Source organism: Xanthomonas arboricola pv. populi (assembly GCF_002939945.1).
Lineage (GTDB): Bacteria > Pseudomonadota > Gammaproteobacteria > Xanthomonadales > Xanthomonadaceae > Xanthomonas > Xanthomonas arboricola_A.
The window spans coordinates 519,025-533,327 of the sequence record NZ_MDEB01000001.1; the positions used below are offsets into that span (position 1 = coordinate 519,025).

The window sequence follows — 14,303 nt, forward strand, 5'->3', positions numbered from 1 at the left end:
GGCGGCATCAATCCTGCGGCGGCTGCACCGGCAGCGGCCGGTTCGGCGCAGGGCTGGCAACACCCTGCGGCGCAGGCTCGAACGGATAGAACGCGGTGCCTTGGCCGCCTTGGCGGAAGCTGGCATTGAGCGGACTGTCGCCAGCACCGGACAGCGCCGCACGCGGCCACGGGCGCGCCTGCAAGGTGGTATCCGGATGCGTGAACGGATTCGATGGCGACACAGCACCGGCACCGGCCGTGGCCGTCGTCGCAGCGGGAGCAGCGGACGCCAGCACGCGGGTCGGCGCCTGCTGCGGACGCGAGGCGACGCTGCGGGCGACCTGCTGGTTGCGTGTGGCCGCGCCCCGGCGAGTGGATGCCAGCGCAGCAGCCGGCACCGCTGCGGCCAGCGCGACAACCTCATCGGGATCGGCCGGGCCGGGTTTGGCCGGACCCTTCGGCGCCGCGGGCGTCATGGGGGCCTGCGCGGTAGCGGGCAGCTGCGCCGCAGTGGCGAACACCGGGACCTGCGCGGCAGGCGGTGCGGTCTCCGGCAGGCGCTCGCGCGCCATGAACAAGGCGATCGCCGCCACAGATGCCGCAATCGCCGCGCCACCACCCCAGCGCCAGCGCGCCGCCGCACGCGTGGCCGGCTGCGCCTGCGGCACCGGCTCATCGGCGATGGCGCTGCGCACGCGCGCGGCAAATTCCAGCGGTGCCGGCGCGCTCGCTGCACCGCGCAGCACATCGCCGCACAGCTGCCAACGTTCGTGGCAGCCGGCCAGTTCCTCGTCGTGGGCCAGACGGCGCAGCAGGAAGCGCGACTCGTCGGCGCTCAATTCGCCATCCACCAGCGCAGACAGCTGCTGGCGGTAGTGAAGCTCGAACTTGTCGGTGGTGGACATGGCAGGGTTATGGCTCATACACGGTGTCGCTCACGGGTAGCGCTTTCGGTCTCCAATAGAGGCCGCAGCTCGATGTCGATGGCCTCGCGCGCCCGGAAGATGCGCGAGCGCACCGTTCCGATCGGGCAATCCATCTTTCGCGCGATTTCGTCGTAGCTCAGCCCCTCCACCTCGCGCAGGGTGATGGCTGACCGAAGTTCTTCCGGCAGGGCTTGGACCGCACGCATCACCGTTTGTTCCAGCTCCTGTCGCATCAATTCGCGCTCCGGGGTGTCGGTATCGCGCAGGCGGGTGGCACCATCGAACTGTTCGGCATCGCTGATCTCGATATCGTCGGTGGGCGGACGGCGGTTGTGCGCAACCAGATGGTTCTTGGCAGTGTTGACGGCAATGCGGTGTAACCATGTATAGAACTGCGAGTCGCCGCGGAAACTGTTGATCGCGCGGTAGGCGCGCACAAACGTATCCTGAGCCACGTCCTGACACTCGCTCCAGTCAGCGATGTAGCGCCCGATCAACGCAACGATGCGGTGCTGGTATTTGCGTACCAGCACATCGAACGCTGCGCTCTCGCCGCGCTGCACACGCCGGACCAGTTCCAGGTCCAGCTCCTGAGGTGTATCGACTTCGGCCATGTCGGGCCGCACTCCTGTCAGCCCACCGAAGTCGGGCAATGAGACAACCATTGAAGGGAAAAGTTCATACCGATCCGTACGATCGTCACGCATCAGACTAGCTGCACCGATGCGCCACTGGCGACGCCTCGCACCAGGCACGCGCCGCCTTGCCGACAGGTATGGGTATTTGACGTGAAGGAAACAACCTCTGGATGATAACGACCTTTCCTTATATCTCCGGACGGCCAGACGCATGCTTCCAGGTTTCGACGGGCTCCGATTCAGCCATTGGCAGGCCGATCTGCGCGAGGACGGCGTGGTCGTGCTCAGCCTTGATCGCCAGGGCGCACCGGTCAACGCATTTTCGCAGCAGGTGCTGCTCGAACTGGGCGCGCTGGTCGAGCGCCTGGCGCTGGACCCGCCAAAGGGCGTGGTGCTGCGCTCGGGCAAGCCCAACGGCTTCATCGCCGGCGCCGACCTCAAGGAATTCCAGGAATTCGACCGCAAGGGCACGGTCAACGACGCGATCCATCGTGGCCAGAGCGTCTTTCAGAAGCTGGCCGAACTGCCCTGCCCCACGGTCGCGGCGATCCACGGCTTCTGCATGGGCGGCGGCACCGAGATCGCGCTGGCGTGCCGGTATCGCGTGGCCTCCGACGACGGCAGCACGCGCATCGGCCTGCCGGAAACCAAGCTCGGCATCTTTCCCGGCTGGGGGGGCAGCGCGCGTTTGCCGCGCCTGATCGGTGCGCCGGCGGCGATGGATCTGATGCTGACCGGTCGCACCGTATCATCCAAGGCCGCACGCGCGATGGGCCTGGTCGACAAGGTCGCCGCGCCCGCGGTGCTGGTCGATGTCGCCGCCGCGCTAACGCTCACCGGCAGCAAACGTCCGTTCAAGCAGCGCGTCACCGCCTGGGCCACCAATACCTTGCTCGCGCGCAAGCTGCTGGCCCCACAGATGCGCAAGCAGGTCGCACGCAAGGCGCGCAAGGAGCATTACCCGGCGCCCTACGCTTTGATCAACGTGTGGGAACGTGCCGGCGGCAGTGGCATCCAGGCGCGCCTGGCGGCCGAGCGCAAGGCGGTGGTCAAGCTGGCCAGCACGCCGACCGCACGTAACCTGATCCGCATCTTCTTTCTGACCGAGCGTTTGAAAGCGCTGGGCGGCAAGGACGCCGGCGCTGCAGCCTTGGCACCGATTCGCTATGTGCATGTGGTCGGTGCCGGCGTGATGGGCGGCGATATCGCGGCCTGGGCGGCCTACAAGGGCTTGGAGGTGACGCTGCAGGATCGCGAGCAGCGCTTCATCGATACGGCGCTGGGCCGCGGCGGCGAGTTGTTCGCCAAACGCGTCAAGGACGAGGCCAAGCGGCCGGCGGTGGCGGCGCGCCTGCGCGGCGACCTGGCCGGCGCGGGCGTGGCGCAGGCGGATCTGGTGATCGAAGCGATCATCGAGAACCCGCAGGCCAAGCGCGAGCTGTATCAGTCCATCGAGCCGCAGCTCAAGCCCGATGCGTTGCTGACCACCAACACCTCGTCGATTCCGTTGACCGAGCTAAGCGGGCATCTCCAGCGCCCGGCGCAGTTTGCCGGCCTGCACTACTTCAATCCGGTATCGATGATGCCGCTGGTGGAAATCGTGCAGCACGACGGGCTGGACCCGGCCAACGTCGCGCGCCTGGCTGCGTTCTGCAAGGCGCTGGACAAGTTCCCGGTACCGGTGGCCGGCACGCCGGGCTTCCTGGTCAATCGCGTGCTGTTCCCGTACCTGCTCGAAGCGGCCACCGCCTATGCCGAAGGCGTACCGGGCCCGGTACTGGACAAGACCGCAGTGACGTTCGGTATGCCGATGGGGCCGATCGAACTGATCGACACGGTGGGGCTGGACGTTGCCGCCGGCGTGGGGGCGGAGCTCGCCCCGTTCCTGCACCTGCCGATCCCTGCGGCGCTGGCCACTGTGGAGCCGGGCAAGCGCGGCAAAAAGGACGGCCAGGGCCTGTACAAGTGGGAGAAGGGGCGCGCGGTCAAGCCCGAGGTCGCCAGCGGCTACGAGGCGCCGGCAGACCTGGAAGATCGCCTGATCCTGCCGCTGCTCAACGAAGCCGTCGCCTGCCTGCACGACGGCGTGGTGGCCGACGCGGACCTGCTCGACGCCGGCGTGATCTTCGGCACCGGCTTTGCCCCGTTCCGCGGCGGCCCGATCCAGCACATCCGCAGTATCGGCGCCGACGCATTGCTGGCACGTCTGCAGGCACTGCAGGCGCGCCATGGCGAGCGTTTCGCGCCGCGCCCGGGCTGGGAGTCGCCGTTGTTGCGTGAGCCGGTGGTGTGAGCCGTTGACACCGTCGTCGACGTCGATCAGACACGCAAGCGAGGGGCGATCGGCGACTGAGATGATCTGCAGGTTGCAGCGCGGCGAGCCATCGACAAAAGCTTTCGCAGGCCACAAAGAACAACGGCGAGCCAAGGCTCGCCGTTGTTTTTACCAGCTTGCAACGTGCCTCAGAAACGCAGACCCACACTGGTGAAGAAGTAACGGCCGGCCTGGTCGTAACCGGCGAGCGAGTTGCCATTGAAGGTCAGGCTGCCGCCCACCAGCGGCGGCTCCTTGTCGGCGATGTTGTTGATGCCCAAGGTCCAGGTGACGTAATCGCCCAACTGCATCGAACCGGACAGGTCGAAGTAGTTGTACGCCGACACCTTGTTGTCCTGGTTCACCAGGCGTACGTCGGTTGTGCCACGGGTGCCGTCGGTGTCCTGGTAATCCAGCTCACCGATATAGCGCCAGCGCAGACTGACGGTGTAGCGATCGAAGCTGTAGCGCGTGCTCAGCACATGCCGCCATTCGGCACTGTTGCAGGCCACGTTGACCACACCCGCGCAGTCGTATGTCACTTCCTGCACACCCGGAACCGGCTCGTACTCCTGCTTGATGGCGTAGCTGCCCATCATCGAGGCGGTCAGGCGCCCGGGACCGACGCTCCAGGCATACGATGCGGTCAGATCCACGCCCTGGAAATGCAACGAACCAAAATTATCCTGAGAATTGAGGATCAGACCGGAGACGTCGGGGTCGCTACCACGGAACAGATCGCCCGTCGTGGCATTGCGGCGCACGCGGCTGCAGATGTCCGCATTACCGGTCACACCGCATGCGGTGAGGATGTTGGACGAGCCGATGCTGCGGATCGCATCGTCGATCTTGATGTCGTAGTAATCCACGCTCAGATCGAGCCCCTTGATCGGGCTGGCGGCAAAACCGACGGTCCAGGTGTTGGCCGTTTCCGGCCTCAGAGCTGTATTACCGCCGCCGATTTCGTTGTACTGGCCGGCCGGGTTGGCTGCAACGCGGCCGTATTGCGCCGCCGTCACACCGGTGTTGGCGCACTGGGCCTGGGTGAAGACCGGATTGGCACCGGCGCACGGATCGCTACCGCTCCACAGTCCGATCGTATTTTCGTTATACAGCTCGGTCACGTTCGGAGCGCGGATCGCACGGTTCCAGCCCGCGCGCAGGTGGTACTTGCCATCGACGAATGTTGCCCCCAGACCGGCTTTATAGGTACTCACGCCACCGGAGGTGTCGTAGTCCGAGTAGCGATAGCCAAGCTGCATATCGAGGTGATCCAGGCTACCGGCTTGCGCCACCAGCGGCACCGCGCCTTCGAGGAACAGTTCCTTGACGCCGATGTCGCCGGACACATTGGAGGTCGGGCCACCCAGGCCGGTGAAGTTACCGGTCTGCATGTTGCTGTCGGCCACCCGCTTGAAGGTTTCGGTGCGGGTCTCGACACCGCCGACCAGACTGATCGGGTTATCGCCGGCCCACGGCAGGCTATAGCCGAAATTGCCGGTCACATAGGCGTTGAACACGCGCATGGAAGTTTCGTAGTTGACGATACCCACGCCTTGCAACGCTTCTGCCTCTGCTGCGGTGACACTGTCGGTCCACACGCTGTAAGGCACGCAGCCATCGAACGAACCAGGCTGGCAGCCCAGCAGTGCATCGCGGACACGCGTGGTCACGAAGTCGTTTCTGTTTTCCGACTTGGTCGTGCTGCGGTTATAGGTGAACGACGCGTCGTACGACCAGTTGTCGTTGATGTCGCCCTGGGCGCCGGTGGTGATGCTGAAACTGTTGGTATCCGAGTCGGTGATGCGCGGGCCGCCTTCGACGTTGCGCTTGGCCACGTAGACGGTGAACTCATCGTCGGTGATGCCCACATCGTTGCACAGGCTACCGATCACCGAGGTGGCGCAGTTGACGTTGAGGTCGGTGAAAAACGCGCCCGACGGCGCGATCTGGGTCGAACTCTTGCGGTTGACGAACAGGGTTTCGAGATAGGGCTTGAAGTGCTCGTTGACCTCGTACTTGATATTGGTGCCGGCCGTGTAGCGCGTATCCGGACGCTGGTAGTAATTCAACGGCGCGAAGTTGTAGAGATTCGGGGATGCGACCTGCGACCAGGTGCCTCCGGCTGAAGGCTGCACGTAGAACGCGCCAGCCGACGGAGCGACGACATAGAAGTTGGCCGGATCTGCGGTGGCAGAGCCGCCGCACGCGGTGCCGCGGTTGCTCAATGCGCATGCGGAGTAATCGCGCTGGCCCTGCAGCAGTGGATCGTTCTCGCGCCAGGTGGCCCATGCGGTGGAATGCCCCGCTTCGCCGAAGCTGCCGCCGATGGCCAGGTCCACATTGCGGGAGATGCCGTCGAAACCGGAGTTTCCAGTCGGATAATCGTAACCGGCATCGTCCATCAGACCGCGCATCAACGTGTTGCCGTTGTCGTGCTGGTAGGCGTTGTAGCCCATGTCGACACTGACCCCTTCAAACTCGTCGTCGAGCACGAAATTGACCACGCCGGCGACGGCATCCGAGCCGTACACCGCCGAGGCGCCGCCGGTCAGGATGTCCACGCGGCGCACCAGCGCTGCCGGAATGATGCTGATATCCGGACTCTCGCCGATGCCCTTGGGAATGCGCCTGCCGTTGACCAAGGTCAAGGTGCGCTGAGCGCCCAATCCACGCAGATCGACGGTCGCATAGCCCTGCGAGCCATTGTTGGCGAAGTTGTCGAAGCTCGCCGAAAGCTGCGGGTACTGATTGATCAGATCTTCGACCTTGGTCGAGCCGGTGTACTGGAATTCTTCCTTGTTGATTTCTGCCACCGGACTGGAGGCAGTCATCGTCTGGCTCTTGATGCGCGTACCGGTAACACTGATCGCGTCCAGGCTCTTGAGTTCCGTCGAGGGCTGCTCCTGCGCGATCACGGTTCCCGACAGGGCCAACGCCGCAGCGCCAACCGTGAGCGATACCCGGATGGCGTCGCGCAGCTTGGTGGTCTTCAATCTCATCTCTCTCTCCGAGAAGTTCGAACAGGTAAGCGCAACGCACTGCATCGGCATCTGAGGCAATGCCGGCACGTGCTGCGACGTCGTTGGCAAGCGCATCAAACTGCGCTTCCACACTGGCTAACGGCCGGACGAAAGAGCGCCCGAAAAAACGTTGCCAACCCGATGTTAAGACCACGTTGAAGAGAATTAAAGCGCCATTCAGAAATGCTCCGAATCGGTGCGGCGAATCCCCAAAAGAGTGCGGATGTCACGGAAAAAGCGGCTCTAGGGCGCTCTTTTCTCTCGTGGAGCCCGATTTCGCCTTGTTCGTTCGTTCGTTCGCTGGTCGCGAGCCAGCCGCTCGCTCAGTTGCAAGAACTATTGGTCGGCCAGCGGGAAATTCTTACGCCGCTTCGACGCCGGGCACGATCACGCCAGCTGCCTGAAGTCGCGTCAACAAGGGCGTGAGTCCGCCCAGATGCCGCCGAGAGCTATGCACCGAGCGTTGGTGGACATCGCCGCGCACCTGCGCTGCGCTCGCGGTCACGAACGGCACATGCTCCAGTTCGGTGATGGTGTCACTGCTCGCCAGCCCGCACCAGCTCAGCACCCGCGTGATCTGTTGGTCGGTGTCGCGCACCAACTCTTCGTAGTGCACGTCGAGAATGCTGCCGGGCAGCACCGCATGCCAGTGCCGCATGGTCTGCTGATAGGCCAGGTAATAATCCGCGAGCTCCTCGAGCGCATACGAGAACGGATAGGCGTTGTAGAACAAGGTCTTGTACATCGCATAACAGGTGTCCAGCGGATCGCGCACCAGATGGATGATGCGTGCGCGTGGCAGCGCTGCGGCAATCATGCCGCAATACAGGTAATTGACCGGCATCTTGTCGATGAACACCGGATGGTCGTGCACCAGCTCACGGGCGCCGCGCAAATACTCCTGCCCAAGCGCCGCGAAATCGATCTGCAGCGATGCCTGGGCGGCGGTCAGTTCGGGATTGGTCGACAGTACGCCGGAGGTCGCACTGCCGAGCAACGCACCGAAATCCATCAGCTCCCCAGCCGAGCGTGCACCGCCGCGCTGGATCAGCAGGCGCTCCAGCAAGGTGGTGCCGGAGCGTGGCAAACCGACGATGAAGATTGCCCCCTCGCCCGCATGACCGGGCTGCAGTGCGCGCAAGGCAGCCGGGTCGTACGCCTCGCGCACCTGGGCGATATGCGTACACTCGGCAGCAACGTCGTATTGCAAAGTCTTGCGCTTGCAGGCCGCTGCGGCGGTCAATGTCTCGAACGACTCCGCATGCTGGCCCAGGTCCTCCAGCTCCTTGCTCAAGGCGTACAGGCCGGCCGCTCGGGCGGATGGTTCCGACAGCGTGGTCAACCGGTGACGCAGATCGTCCAGATGGTTGTGCTGCCCGGTCTGACGCCGGAGCGTGGCGCGCAGGTACAAGGCATCGCCCGTGCCGGGTGCCAGTTGCAATAGCCGCTCCAGGGTGAGCTCAGCCGCATCGAATTCACCTCCAAAGAACTGCATGGTGGCGAGGTCGTACAGCAAGCCGGGCTGTTCTCCCAGCAATGTCATCGCATGCCGGTACGCATCACGGGCCGCCACCACCTCGTGGCAGCCGCTGTACAGCGCGCCGATGCGCCACCATGCAGCACCGTCGTCGCCGGCCAGCGCCTGCGCCTGACCGGCGACGAGCCTGGCCTCGCGGCGGCGACGCAGCTGCAGCAGCAAGCTGCCATATTTGATTAATAGCGGGAGCGGTGACGTTGCAACCGCGACTGCCTGTGCGATGCGGTCGGCTGCGGCCTGCGGATCGCCGTTGGCCAGCCAGGCTTCACTAGCAAGCTCCAGCAGATGCGCATTGCCAGGCTGCTCTGCGCAGGCGCGCTCGGCGAACACAGCTGCCTCGGCATAACGTCCCTGACGCAGCAGTTGATACCCGTTGTGCAACAGTGCGCGTAGTTGTCTCTCCGTCATTCGTTCTCTTCTGTTTGTTGCGATGCCGTCGGTGGCCTGGCTAGTCGATGCGGCGGGCGCGTAGCGCCACACCGGCAGCGGTCACCAGCATGTAACTTCCCATTGCAGCCTTACGGATCACCACGACCTCGCCCTCGGCCAGCGGACCGCGACTGGTCGCTTCTGTCAGCGCCCAGCGCTGATGACTGTCCAGCGACACGATGCGCGTACCGTCTGGCTGATACGTCACCGCAAGCACCTTCGCGGTGAGTTGCGCAGGCGCTGACTGCTGCGCACCTGTCGCTGCCGAGACCTGTTGGGTGCTGCGGCCGAATGCTCTCACTCCCCTGTCCACCTCAGCCGCCCGTACGGCTTGCGTTGGCGGAAAACTGGCGTCATAACAAGCCAACCGCGGCAATGGATCGATGATGGCGGCACAGCGATGCGTCGGCACGTCCTGCGCCGATGCCGCCCATGCGCAGCTCAGGACTGTCAGACCCACCACCACTGGCTTGTGCATGTGCGCATCTCACTGCTCGACTGCAGCAGAGCATACAAGCCAACCGGCGAGCACAGGAAAGCCCGACCATCGTCGTCTCGCCACCGGGCGGATTGAACGCACCGCCGGCGCCGCCTAAGCTGCAGGTTCCCGACCCGCTGCAAGACTGCCTGGAAAACGCCTTGGACCTGTCCTTGCAGCACGCCGCACGCTTACTGCAACAAGGTCATCTGCCGCAGGCGATCGCCGCCTATCAAGCCATCCTGCAGGCGCAGCCCGGCTGCGCCGATGCCTGGTACAACCTGGGATATCTGCTGCGCCGGACCGGCGAAGCATCCGCTGCGCTGGATGCGTATGCGCAGGCACTGCAGTACGGCGCTGCACTGCCGGAACAGATCCATCTCAATCGCGCCGCGCTGTTGAGCGACCATCTCCACCAGTATGCGGCCGCGTTGAAGGAGCTCGACCTGGCACTGCAGTGTCGGCCGGACTACGCCCCGGCCTTGCTCAATCTGGGCAACCTGCACGAAGAGCTGGGCACACGCGACCAGGCGATCGCCGCCTATCGCCACCTGCTCGCCAGTCCTCCTAGCGACGCCCGGACACGGGCGCTGCAGCTGCAAGCCACCGCACGTCTGCTGCATCTGGATCCTCCGACGCAGGCACAGGACCCACGCCTGCTCGAACTCGAGCAGGCCAGCTCGGTCGCGGGGCAGGATGCTGCGCTGGCGGCCACGCTGCTGCATGCGTTGGCCCATGCCTACGACCGCCTCGGCCTGCACAGCCAGGCATTCGATGCGGCCAGTGCCGCCAACGGGCATGGCCATGCACATGCAAGGCGCTACGATCCGATGCGGACGCACCAGCATTTCAACAGCATCACTGCGGTATTTGCCAACGTAAAGGACGCGCAACAGCCACCCCCCATGGCTGCTGGAAAAAACGCGGTGCCGGCCCTGTTTATCTGCGGCATGTTCCGCTCCGGCTCCACCTTGCTCGAACAGGCCTTGTCGCGCCACCCGTGCATTGCCGCCGGCGGTGAACTGGATGCGCTGCCGCGACTGGTTGCACAGTCGCTGTCGCCGTTTCCGCAGGCCGCGCAGCAGCTGTCCCCGCATACGCTGGCGCAGCTGGCCGCGGCATATCGTCAACGTGTGGCCGCAGTCGTTCCCCAGCATGCGCAACTGCGCTACATCACCGACAAGCGCCCGGACAACTTTCAACTGATCGGGCTGATCAAACGGCTGTTTCCGGCAGCCAGAATCGTGCACACACGTCGTCACCCGCTGGACAACGGGCTGTCGATCTTCATGCAGCAGCTCAATCCGCAACAGTTTGGCTACGCGGGCCGGCTGGAGGACATCGGGCATTTCCATGCGGCCTACCAGCGCCTGATGGAGCATTGGCTGTCGCTGTATCCGGACAGCATCCACACCTTCGACTATGACGCCTTCGTCGCCGCGCCGGAGCCCACCTTGCGCGCATTGCTGGACTTCCTGCAGTTGCCCTGGGAACCGGACTGCCTGGATTTCCACAAGGCGCCTGGAGCCGTCAAGACAGCCAGCTACTGGCAGGTCCGCCAGCCCCTGCATGGCGATGCATCCGGACGCTGGAAGCCCTACGCCGCTCAGCTCGCTCCCCTACGCGCCACGCTTGCCCGGTTCGGCATCACGCCTGCGGACTAAACCAGCCGACTACCGGCAACACCTCATCGCTCACGGTGGCGCGCGATCGCCGTCCATGGCATTGCTCATCCTGGCTCAGCAGCGGGTTCCAGATATCGAAGATCAGCACCGCACGCAGCTACGCACTCGCGTTGAGCGCCTCATGTTCGATCGAGTCGTCGAACATCAGCCCCGCGCCGACCTCCCATTGCCGCCAGTCGTAACCGACCCGGAAGCTGCAGCCATCGGGCACGATCAACGGAAGATGCGCCACCAGATGTGCGTTGGTCTCGCCATGATGCGGCGGAATGACCGTCTGCGGCGCCAGCACCGAAAACATCGCGTTCGGACACACGCCAACGATCTGCGCCGCATCATGACTCTCCCCTCAATCGGACAGGATGGCCTGGCTGCGTCCTGCTCCAGGCAACACCATGCCACCGCCAATCAGGCAAAAAGCCCACTGGCGGCGCGGTCCGCGTCAGTGCGAGTGGCCGCCGTGCGAATGCGTGTGACCACGATGATCGTCATGCGCGGAGCCTTGCGCTGCCGGAGCCGCGCCACACGGCCCGGTACCGCAGTCGCCACTCTCCACCTGCAGGGTGACGTGGGCGATCTCGAAACGCGCGTGCAGCAGCTCGGCGAGGGCGTCGCGCAGGCGGTCGCGGTCGGTGGTTTCGCCGACCACCACGTGTGCGGTGAGCGCGGGCGTGCTGGAGGCCAGTGCCCAGACGTGCAGGTCGTGCACGTCCTCGACGCCGGGGTGGCTGGCCAGCGCCTGCTGCACCTGCGGCAGATCGATGCCTTTGGGAACACCTTCCAGCAGCACGTTGATCGCCTCGCGCAGCAGCACCCAGGTGCGCGGCAACACCCACAGGCCGATCAGCACGGCCAGCACCGGGTCGATCCACTGCCAGCCGGTCCAGCGGATCAGCAGCGCGCCGATGATCACCGCCACCGAGCCGAGCATGTCGCTCCAGACTTCCAGATAGGCGCCCTTGACGTTGAGGCTCTCGCCGCTGCCGGCGTGCAGCAGCTTCATGGCGATCAGATTGATCACCAGGCCGAAGCCGGCGATCAGCAGCATGCCGCTGGAGGAAATATCCTGCGGTGCGCGAAAGCGCTGCGCGGCCTCCCACAGGATGTAGGCGCCGACTGCGAACAACAGCGCGCCGTTGGCCAGCGCGCCGAGCGCTTCCAGCCGCACATAGCCATAGGTGCGGCGCGCATCGGCAGGACGACGGCTCAGGCGCACGGCAAGCAGGGCGATCATCAGGCCCACGGTGTCGGTGGCCATATGCGCGGCGTCGGACAACAGCGCCAGGCTGTTGGTGATGAACGCACCGATGACTTCCGCCAACAGGAACGTGGCGGTGAGCCCCAGCGCCCACCACAGCGGTGTCTCGTGGCGGATTTCGCTGGGTGCGTGGTTGTGGTCGTGTCCCATGGATGCGGTAGCCTCGTGCGATGCGCGCACCTTAGGCGCACGCGAGGGCGGAGACTATTACACCCGGACGTTATGACATCACATCACGCGGAAGTGGCACTGCACGTTATTGCTCAGGCCAGGTAGCCACCTGGAGTGACTCACGAAGCCCCTCGAACGCTGCAGCGATGGCGGCAATGTATCGGCAACACTCGCCCTCGTTGGCGGGTGGAGTGATGTCGTATTGGCAGTGACATTGCTCGGATTGAAAGAAGCCGACCAGACCGCACCTCATCGGACGGCCGCGCTGCAAGCACTGCATGCACCGCTTGCAACCATGCGTACCGAACATCGTGACAGGTCCTTGCCCGCCCGCCGTCGCGGGACCTTACGCGGCATGGATGCCGCGTAAGAGCTTACCAGGACGTACTTGCAGCGTGTCCCGCGATGGTGGGCGGGCAAGGGCCCTGCAGCAAACTTGCAGCGTCGAGGGCGCGGCGCCCTCACCGCACCAGACAGTTGGTCGGCGCTCATTTGAAAAGCGGTCTGTAGTCAGGTGTGCATCAGACGTGGAGCCGATGCTTCGTGATCGGACGAGGCGCATCCGGACGGCTTTTACATGCACACCGACCATCTCGACGGGTCCTTGCCCGCCCGCCGTCGCGGGACCTTACGCGGCACGGATGCCGCGTAAGAGCCTCCATGGACGGATTCACGGCGTGTCCCGCGATGGTGGGCGGGCAAGGACCCTGCAGCAAAGCCGCAGATCAGACGCCGCCCCGTTCTATCAACTCTCCAGACGGATGCAAAGCACCACTCTGGCCACGCCTGTTCGACGGCAGGCGTAGACGCCTTGACGACCGCTCTCACACCTTGGCCACCAGCTTGATCACGCTGGAAAAATCCAGCGCACCGTTGCCGGCCTGGCTGTTCATCGCATACAGATTGCGCGCCAGCTCGCCGAGCGGAATCGACACCCCCGCCTGCACTGCGGATTCGGCGACCAACCCCAGATCCTTGAGCATCAGATCGTTGCCGAAGCCGCCGCTGTAACCGCGCGATGCCGGCGCATTGGGCAGCACGCCCGGCCACGGGTTGCAGACCTCGGTGGCCCAGCTGCGACCGGTACTGACCGCCATCATCTGCGACAGCACCGCCGGGTCCAGGCCCTGCGCAACGCCGAGCGCCAGCGCCTCGCCGGTGGCGGCCATGATCACGCCCAGCGCCATGTTGTTGCACAGCTTGGCGACCTGGCCCGCGCCATTGTCGCCGACGTGGAAGATGTTCTTGCCCATCGCCTGCAGTACCGGCCGCGCACGCTCCAATGCCTGCGCGGCGCCACCGACGATAAAGGTCAGACTGCCGGCCGCCGCGCCAGCGGTACCGCCGGAGACCGGCGCATCCAGCATCGCCAGGCCGCGCGCCTGCGCCTCGGCGGCCAGCTTGCGTGCGCTGGCCGGTGCGATGGTGCTGCACTCGATCACCAGGGCACCGGCGGGAATCTGCGCCAGGATGCCGGCTTCGCCCAGGTACAGCGCTTCGACATGGCGGCTGGCCGGTAGCATCGAGATCACGATCTCGGCGTCGGCCAGGGTGTCGTGCGCGGAGCTGGCGGCATGCGCGCCAGCAGCGACTGCCGCGTCCAGTGCGGCGGGCACCAGATCGAACACCCGCAGCTGGTGCCCGGCCTTGCTCAGGTTGGCGGCCATTGGCCCGCCCATATTGCCCAGGCCGATAAACGCGATCTTGCTCATGGTGTGATTTTCCAGGTTTGAAAGGCCATCACCCAAGGGCGCGGCCGTTGAATGGTCTGCCCGGCCGCAGCGCGCACGCGGCAAACAGGCGGAATGGCATCTATCAGCTCTGCATTGCGAATGCTGCTCATCGTCCGCATCTCCTGCGGACCGT

General features: G+C 64.9%; 10 protein-coding genes and 1 pseudogene. 2 read left to right on the forward strand and 9 right to left on the reverse strand.

The features are described 5' to 3' along the window. Window positions 1-7: 7 nt before the first annotated feature. Window positions 8-904: a sigma-E factor negative regulatory protein gene (locus XaplCFBP3123_RS02530; protein ID WP_104532665.1), complete on the reverse strand. Its 897-nt coding sequence runs from the start codon at window positions 902-904 to the stop codon at window positions 8-10. Next, window positions 901-1,521, reverse strand: coding sequence for an RNA polymerase sigma factor RpoE (rpoE, locus tag XaplCFBP3123_RS02535; protein ID WP_016903799.1), 621 nt, complete (start codon window positions 1,519-1,521; stop codon window positions 901-903). The genes XaplCFBP3123_RS02530 and rpoE overlap by 4 nt, the downstream gene beginning before the upstream one ends. Before the next feature lie 235 nt (window positions 1,522-1,756). On the opposite strand from rpoE, the gene XaplCFBP3123_RS02540 reads away from it, so the two are divergent. Continuing rightward, window positions 1,757-3,838: a 3-hydroxyacyl-CoA dehydrogenase NAD-binding domain-containing protein gene (locus tag XaplCFBP3123_RS02540; protein WP_104532666.1), complete on the forward strand. Its 2,082-nt coding sequence runs from the start codon at window positions 1,757-1,759 to the stop codon at window positions 3,836-3,838. Window positions 3,839-4,008: 170 nt separating this feature from the next. On the opposite strand, the gene XaplCFBP3123_RS02545 is transcribed toward XaplCFBP3123_RS02540, so the two are convergent. The 3 genes from XaplCFBP3123_RS02545 to XaplCFBP3123_RS02555 all read right to left on the reverse strand — a co-directional run bounded on the left by XaplCFBP3123_RS02545 (window position 4,009) and on the right by XaplCFBP3123_RS02555 (window position 9,326). Beyond that, window positions 4,009-6,861 (reverse strand): TonB-dependent receptor, encoded by a 2,853-nt coding sequence (locus XaplCFBP3123_RS02545; protein WP_104532667.1) that lies wholly within the window; start codon window positions 6,859-6,861, stop codon window positions 4,009-4,011. A 382-nt stretch (window positions 6,862-7,243) separates the two neighbouring features. Then, window positions 7,244-8,827, reverse strand: a complete 1,584-nt coding sequence (locus XaplCFBP3123_RS02550) for a tetratricopeptide repeat-containing sulfotransferase family protein (protein WP_104532668.1) — start codon at window positions 8,825-8,827, stop codon at window positions 7,244-7,246. A gap of 40 nt (window positions 8,828-8,867) precedes the next feature. Beyond that, window positions 8,868-9,326, reverse strand: a complete 459-nt coding sequence (locus XaplCFBP3123_RS02555; protein ID WP_104532669.1) for a hypothetical protein — start codon at window positions 9,324-9,326, stop codon at window positions 8,868-8,870. 167 nt (window positions 9,327-9,493) lie between these two features. Here XaplCFBP3123_RS02555 and XaplCFBP3123_RS02560 point away from each other — a divergent pair, with 167 nt between their 5' ends. Further along, a complete protein-coding gene (locus tag XaplCFBP3123_RS02560; RefSeq protein ID WP_429001612.1) occupies window positions 9,494-10,990 on the forward strand; it encodes a sulfotransferase in 1,497 nt (498 codons plus the stop codon). Here XaplCFBP3123_RS02560 and XaplCFBP3123_RS21875 read toward each other — a convergent pair. The 4 genes and pseudogenes from XaplCFBP3123_RS21875 to XaplCFBP3123_RS21810 all read right to left on the reverse strand — a co-directional run. Further along, a pseudogene (locus XaplCFBP3123_RS21875) lies at window positions 10,974-11,345 on the reverse strand (aspartyl/asparaginyl beta-hydroxylase domain-containing protein); the annotation flags it as partial. The gene XaplCFBP3123_RS02560 and the pseudogene XaplCFBP3123_RS21875 sit on opposite strands and share 17 nt — an antisense overlap. Before the next feature lie 105 nt (window positions 11,346-11,450). Next, on the reverse strand, window positions 11,451-12,416 hold the full coding sequence (locus tag XaplCFBP3123_RS02570) for a cation diffusion facilitator family transporter (protein WP_104532670.1): 966 nt from the start codon (window positions 12,414-12,416) through the stop codon (window positions 11,451-11,453). Between the two features lie 845 nt (window positions 12,417-13,261). Then, window positions 13,262-14,164, reverse strand: coding sequence for a 3-hydroxyisobutyrate dehydrogenase (mmsB, locus tag XaplCFBP3123_RS02580; protein ID WP_172453108.1), 903 nt, complete (start codon window positions 14,162-14,164; stop codon window positions 13,262-13,264). Then, complete coding sequence (locus tag XaplCFBP3123_RS21810; protein ID WP_301182383.1) at window positions 14,146-14,280, reverse strand: hypothetical protein; 135 nt, start codon at window positions 14,278-14,280, stop codon at window positions 14,146-14,148. Before XaplCFBP3123_RS21810 ends, mmsB begins: the two co-directional genes overlap by 19 nt. Window positions 14,281-14,303: the final 23 nt, after the last annotated feature.

Bases quoted from the DNA above. Each gene is read 5' to 3' on its own strand.
- XaplCFBP3123_RS02540 (WP_104532666.1), top strand. From the start codon at position 1,757: ATGCTTCCAGGTTTCGACGGGCTCCGATTCAGCCATTGGCAGGCCGAT.
- XaplCFBP3123_RS02570 (WP_104532670.1), bottom strand. From the start codon at position 12,416: ATGGGACACGACCACAACCACGCACCCAGCGAAATCCGCCACGAGACA.
- XaplCFBP3123_RS02555 (WP_104532669.1), bottom strand. From the start codon at position 9,326: ATGCACAAGCCAGTGGTGGTGGGTCTGACAGTCCTGAGCTGCGCATGG.
- XaplCFBP3123_RS02545 (WP_104532667.1), bottom strand. From the start codon at position 6,861: ATGAGATTGAAGACCACCAAGCTGCGCGACGCCATCCGGGTATCGCTC.
- XaplCFBP3123_RS21810 (WP_301182383.1), bottom strand. From the start codon at position 14,280: ATGAGCAGCATTCGCAATGCAGAGCTGATAGATGCCATTCCGCCTGTT.
- XaplCFBP3123_RS02530 (WP_104532665.1), bottom strand. From the start codon at position 904: ATGAGCCATAACCCTGCCATGTCCACCACCGACAAGTTCGAGCTTCAC.
- rpoE (WP_016903799.1), bottom strand. From the start codon at position 1,521: ATGGCCGAAGTCGATACACCTCAGGAGCTGGACCTGGAACTGGTCCGG.
- XaplCFBP3123_RS02550 (WP_104532668.1), bottom strand. From the start codon at position 8,827: ATGACGGAGAGACAACTACGCGCACTGTTGCACAACGGGTATCAACTG.